Raw genomic sequence first — 4,473 nt, forward strand, 5'->3', positions numbered from 1 at the left:
CCCATGCCGAACTCAGAAGTGAAACGCCGTAGCGCCGATGGTAGTGTGGGGTCTCCCCATGTGAGAGTAGGGAACTGCCAGGCATCAAATAAAACAAAAGGCTCAGTCGGAAGACTGGGCCTTTTGTTTTTGTGTTTTGCGGCCAGACGCGCCGCCATTCCCCCGGTGGCGCTGCGCTTACCGGGGCTACCGATCCTTCCCCGGTCTGCGCCGCCATTCATTAACGCCCATGATGACTAGAATCCGGCCCTGAACCGATATTATTCAGGCAAGCCTTCCCTCGCTATATACGGTAAACTAATGCAGATTTTGCATCAGGAAGCCACTATGAACCTCTCCCTCAAACCCTGGAATACCTTTGGCATTAGCCATTCTGCCAAAGCAATTGTACTTGCTGAAAATGAACAACAGTTGCTGGCTGCCTGGCAAGCCGCCGCTGCAGAACACCAACCTTGTCTGATCCTTGGAGAAGGAAGCAACGTTCTGTTCCTGAAAGACTATTCCGGCACGGTGATCATCAACCGCATCATGGGGATCGAGGTAAGCGAAACGTCTGAAGCCTGGCGTTTGCACGTTGGCGCCGGTGAAAACTGGCATCAACTGGTGCAATTTGCGCTGGAAAATGGAATGCCTGGGCTGGAAAACCTGGCCTTAATTCCTGGTTGCGCGGGGTCTTCACCAATTCAAAATATTGGTGCCTATGGCGTCGAACTGCAGCGAGTATGTGAATACGTAGACTGTATCGAACTCGAAACAGGTCGCAAGCAGCGCCTTTCTGCCGCAGAGTGCCGGTTCGGCTATCGCGACAGTATTTTCAAACATGAATATCAGGATCGTTACGCGATAGTGGCTGTTGGACTACGGCTGGAAAAAGCATGGCAGCCCGTCCTGACCTATGGTGATTTAACCCGTCTCGATCCGCAAACTGTTACCCCACGCCAGGTATTCGATGCCGTTTGCCATATGCGTATGACCAAGTTACCGGATCCGAAAGTAAATGGTAATGCCGGAAGCTTCTTTAAAAACCCGGTCGTCAGTACTCAGGTCGCCCAGGCGTTGCTGGCAGCATTCCCTAATGCGCCACATTATCCACAGGCTGACGGCAGCATTAAGCTGGCGGCCGGTTGGCTTATCGACCAGTGTCAGCTAAAAGGTAAAACGATCGGTGGGGCTGCCGTTCACCGCCAGCAGGCGCTGGTACTGATCAACGAAAACCAGGCGACCAGCGATGATGTCGTTGGGTTGGCACACTATGTCCGCCAGCAGGTGGGCGAGAAATTTAACGTTTGGCTCCAGCCTGAAGTGCGCTTCATCGGAGAGCAGGGTGAAGTGAATGCGGAAGAGGTGATTGCATGAAAGACAATACCGTACCCCTGACGCTTATCTCTATTCTGGCGGATGGCGAGTTTCACTCTGGTGAACAACTCGGCGAACGCCTGGGAATGAGCCGCGCGGCAATTAACAAACATATGCAGACGCTCCGCGACTGGGGTGTTGATGTATTTACCGTACCAGGGAAGGGCTATAGCCTCCCTGAGCCGATCGAATTACTGGATGAGCAAAAGATTGCCGGGCAGATTAAACAAGGTCGTATTACCGTGCTGCCGGTGATTGATTCCACCAACCAGTATTTGCTGGATCGGCTGGACGAACTGGAGTCAGGTGATGCTTGTGTCGCTGAATATCAGCAGGCTGGTCGCGGTCGCCGCGGGCGTAAGTGGTTCTCACCGTTTGGGGCCAATCTTTATCTCTCCATGTACTGGCGTCTGGAACAAGGCCCTGCCGCTGCGATTGGTTTGAGCCTGGTCATCGGTATTGTGATTGCAGAAGTACTGCAGAGCCTGGGGGCGGATAACGTTCGGGTCAAATGGCCGAATGATATTTATCTGCAGGACCGCAAGTTGTCCGGTATCCTGGTAGAACTGACAGGTAAAACCGGTGATGCCGCGCAGATCGTCAGCGGTGCTGGTATCAACCTCGTGATGCGCCGGGTTGAGTCTGATGTTGTCAATCAGGGGTGGATCAGCCTTCAGGAGGCGGGAGTCTTCATTGACCGTAACACCCTGACGGCGCGTCTGGTGAAAGCGTTACGTACCGGTTTGCAGCTATTCGAACAGGAAGGTTTAACACCTTATCTGCCACGCTGGGAAAAACTGGACAACTTTATCAATCGGCCAGTGAAGCTAATTATTGGCGATAAGGAAATATTTGGTATTTCTCGCGGAATTGATGCGCAAGGGGCATTATTACTCGAGCAGGACGGGGTAATTAAACCTTGGGTCGGAGGCGAGATATCGCTGCGTAGCGCTGAATAAACAGAAGGGAGCTTGCGCTCCCTTTTTTATTTCCGTAGGCGAACTTGATCGACCGAATGATTTGCACTTTTGGTCATTATCAAGCTGGCTCGCTCTCTGGTTGGTAATATATTTTCTTTTAAGTTCAGTAGGTTGATCTCATTCCATAATGAAGTGGCAATATTGACCGCTTCGTCTTTTGAGAGTTTGGCGTAATTATGGAAATAAGAATCCGGATCGGTAAAAGCACCTTCACGGAATTTCAGGAAGCGATTGATATACCAGTTCTTTAATAAGTCTTCCGGCGCATCGACATAAATAGAGAAGTCGACAAAGTCAGAGACAAATACATGATGCGGGTCGTGCGGATAATCCATCCCGCTTTGCAGAACGTTCAAACCTTCCAGAATAAGAATATCCGGTTGAGCAACGGTTTTATCGCCATCAGGAATAACATCATAAATCAGATGGGAATAGACAGGCGCGGTGGCATTTGGTACGCCAGATTTCAGGTCAGAAACAAACTTCACCAACCGATGCATATCATAGGACTGCGGGAAGCCCTTTTTCTTCATCAAGCCGCGTTCTTTTAACACCGAGTTAGGATGTAAGAAGCCATCGGTAGTTATCAGTTCAACATGACGATGTTCCGGCCAGCGGCTAAGCAGCGCCTGTAAAACACGCGCTGTTGTACTTTTACCCACCGCTACGCTACCTGCAATACTGATGATGTAAGGGATACGCTGGCCGTTGGTACCAAGGAATTGCTCAAGCACCGCCTGGCGACGGAGGTTGGAACTGATATAGAAATTGAGCAAACGTGACAGCGGCAAATAGATCTCGGCGACTTCTTCCAGCGAAAGATCTTCGTTGATGCCTTTTAACCGCGCGATTTCTTCCTCTGTCAGCGTCATCGGAACGGAATCACGAAGTGCAGCCCATTGGTTGCGGTTAAATTGTAGATAGGGTGTCATTAACGTCTGCTCTTTTTTGCTCATAAGCATGTTCTTACTATCACCGAAAAAGAGGTAGCGGTGATGCTTCACACTAGTTAATCAGGACAATGGGCAGGAGGGTAACACCAGAATGCCGGGAATAATAAGAAAAAAACTCATCGAAGGGCGCTTTCTCATAGCAGCATCACAAGTGATGAATAAGTAGAAAGAGGGGAGAAAGCGAGTCTGCTATCTTTGCAGGTTAGCGATCGCGCCTGCCACCAGGATTCCCAGGTGAAAAAACCGTCACTCTTTTATCTGACAGGCGCAGCGAAACAAATTCTGCATTAAGGAATGCGCTTTTTTTGCACTCCATTGTTTGAAATTACACCGTTTTTTCGCGTAAGAGCACAAAATGTGAGCAAGAGAACGTTTTATGCAAATTTTTAGTTGCATGAACTCGCAGGTCTCCCTAGAATGCGCGCTACTTGATGCCGACTTAGCTCAGTAGGTAGAGCAACTGACTTGTAATCAGTAGGTCACCAGTTCGATTCCGGTAGTCGGCACCATAACAATTTGGGTGGGGTTCCCGAGCGGCCAAAGGGAGCAGACTGTAAATCTGCCGTCATCGACTTCGAAGGTTCGAATCCTTCCCCCACCACCACTTTCGGGCGACGCTTTGCGTAGCCGGAGTTGGTTGGGTAAACTAATCAGCTCAACATTAAAGAGAGCAATCTCTTTTTTGTTACAGAAAGAACTGGGTAGCCGAGTTTCAGGATGCGGGCATCGTATAATGGCTATTACCTCAGCCTTCCAAGCTGATGATGCGGGTTCGATTCCCGCTGCCCGCTCCAGACGTGCTGATATGGCTCAGTTGGTAGAGCGCACCCTTGGTAAGGGTGAGGTCCCCAGTTCGACTCTGGGTATCAGCACCACTTCTTTATCTCTCCTTCCCTGTTTCTCTCTGTTTATTGCATTCAACAAGTCGGGCATGTTGCCTGGTTGATGTGGTGATATCACCGATTTATCCGTGTCTTAGAGGGACAATCGATGTCTAAAGAAAAGTTTGAACGTACAAAACCGCACGTTAACGTCGGTACTATCGGCCACGTTGACCATGGTAAAACAACGCTGACCGCTGCAATCACTACCGTACTGGCTAAAACCTACGGCGGTGCTGCTCGCGCATTCGACCAGATCGATAACGCGCCGGAAGAAAAAGCTCGTGGTATCACCATCAACAC

Annotated in this window: 4 protein-coding genes, 4 tRNA genes and 1 rRNA gene; 8 read left to right on the forward strand and 1 reads right to left on the reverse strand. The window is 50.0% G+C overall.

Features of this window, described 5'->3' with window-relative positions:
* From rrf to birA, 3 genes are all read left to right on the forward strand, one after another.
* Positions 1-83 (forward strand): 5S ribosomal RNA (gene rrf / locus PGR79_RS23715); the annotation flags it as partial.
* 217 nt (positions 84-300) lie between these two features.
* The gene (gene murB, locus PGR79_RS23720) at positions 301-1,356 is read left to right on the forward strand and encodes a UDP-N-acetylmuramate dehydrogenase (protein WP_430922619.1); all 1,056 of its coding nucleotides are present in this window, start codon (positions 301-303) and stop codon (positions 1,354-1,356) included.
* Positions 1,353-2,315: a bifunctional biotin--[acetyl-CoA-carboxylase] ligase/biotin operon repressor BirA gene (gene birA, locus PGR79_RS23725; RefSeq protein WP_087859665.1), complete on the forward strand. Its 963-nt coding sequence runs from the start codon at positions 1,353-1,355 to the stop codon at positions 2,313-2,315. Before murB ends, birA begins: the two co-directional genes overlap by 4 nt.
* A gap of 26 nt (positions 2,316-2,341) precedes the next feature.
* Here the strand turns inward: birA and coaA are convergent, their stop codons facing one another.
* Complete coding sequence (gene coaA, locus PGR79_RS23730; RefSeq protein WP_015368830.1) at positions 2,342-3,292, reverse strand: type I pantothenate kinase; 951 nt, start codon at positions 3,290-3,292, stop codon at positions 2,342-2,344.
* Positions 3,293-3,722: 430 nt separating this feature from the next.
* On the opposite strand from coaA, the gene PGR79_RS23735 reads away from it, so the two are divergent.
* The 5 genes from PGR79_RS23735 to PGR79_RS23755 form a co-directional block, all read left to right on the forward strand.
* Positions 3,723-3,798, forward strand: a tRNA-Thr gene (locus PGR79_RS23735).
* Positions 3,799-3,808: 10 nt separating this feature from the next.
* Positions 3,809-3,893 (forward strand) — tRNA-Tyr (locus PGR79_RS23740).
* Positions 3,894-4,008: 115 nt separating this feature from the next.
* Positions 4,009-4,083 (forward strand) — tRNA-Gly (locus PGR79_RS23745).
* Between the two features lie 5 nt (positions 4,084-4,088).
* A tRNA-Thr gene (locus tag PGR79_RS23750) sits at positions 4,089-4,164 on the forward strand.
* A 115-nt stretch (positions 4,165-4,279) separates the two neighbouring features.
* On the forward strand, positions 4,280-4,473 hold a 194-nt coding region (locus PGR79_RS23755; RefSeq protein WP_000031656.1), incomplete at its 3' end, for a GTP-binding protein.

Origin of the sequence: Klebsiella sp. 141161 (genome assembly GCF_050600815.1) — a bacterium.
In the GTDB taxonomy this organism is placed as follows: domain Bacteria; phylum Pseudomonadota; class Gammaproteobacteria; order Enterobacterales; family Enterobacteriaceae; genus Klebsiella; species Klebsiella aerogenes.

Coding starts and splice junctions, on each gene's coding strand:
- murB (WP_430922619.1), top strand. CDS start 301: ATGCAGATTTTGCATCAGGAAGCCACTATGAACCTCTCCCTCAAACCC.
- birA (WP_087859665.1), top strand. CDS start 1,353: ATGAAAGACAATACCGTACCCCTGACGCTTATCTCTATTCTGGCGGAT.
- coaA (WP_015368830.1), bottom strand. CDS start 3,292: ATGAGCAAAAAAGAGCAGACGTTAATGACACCCTATCTACAATTTAAC.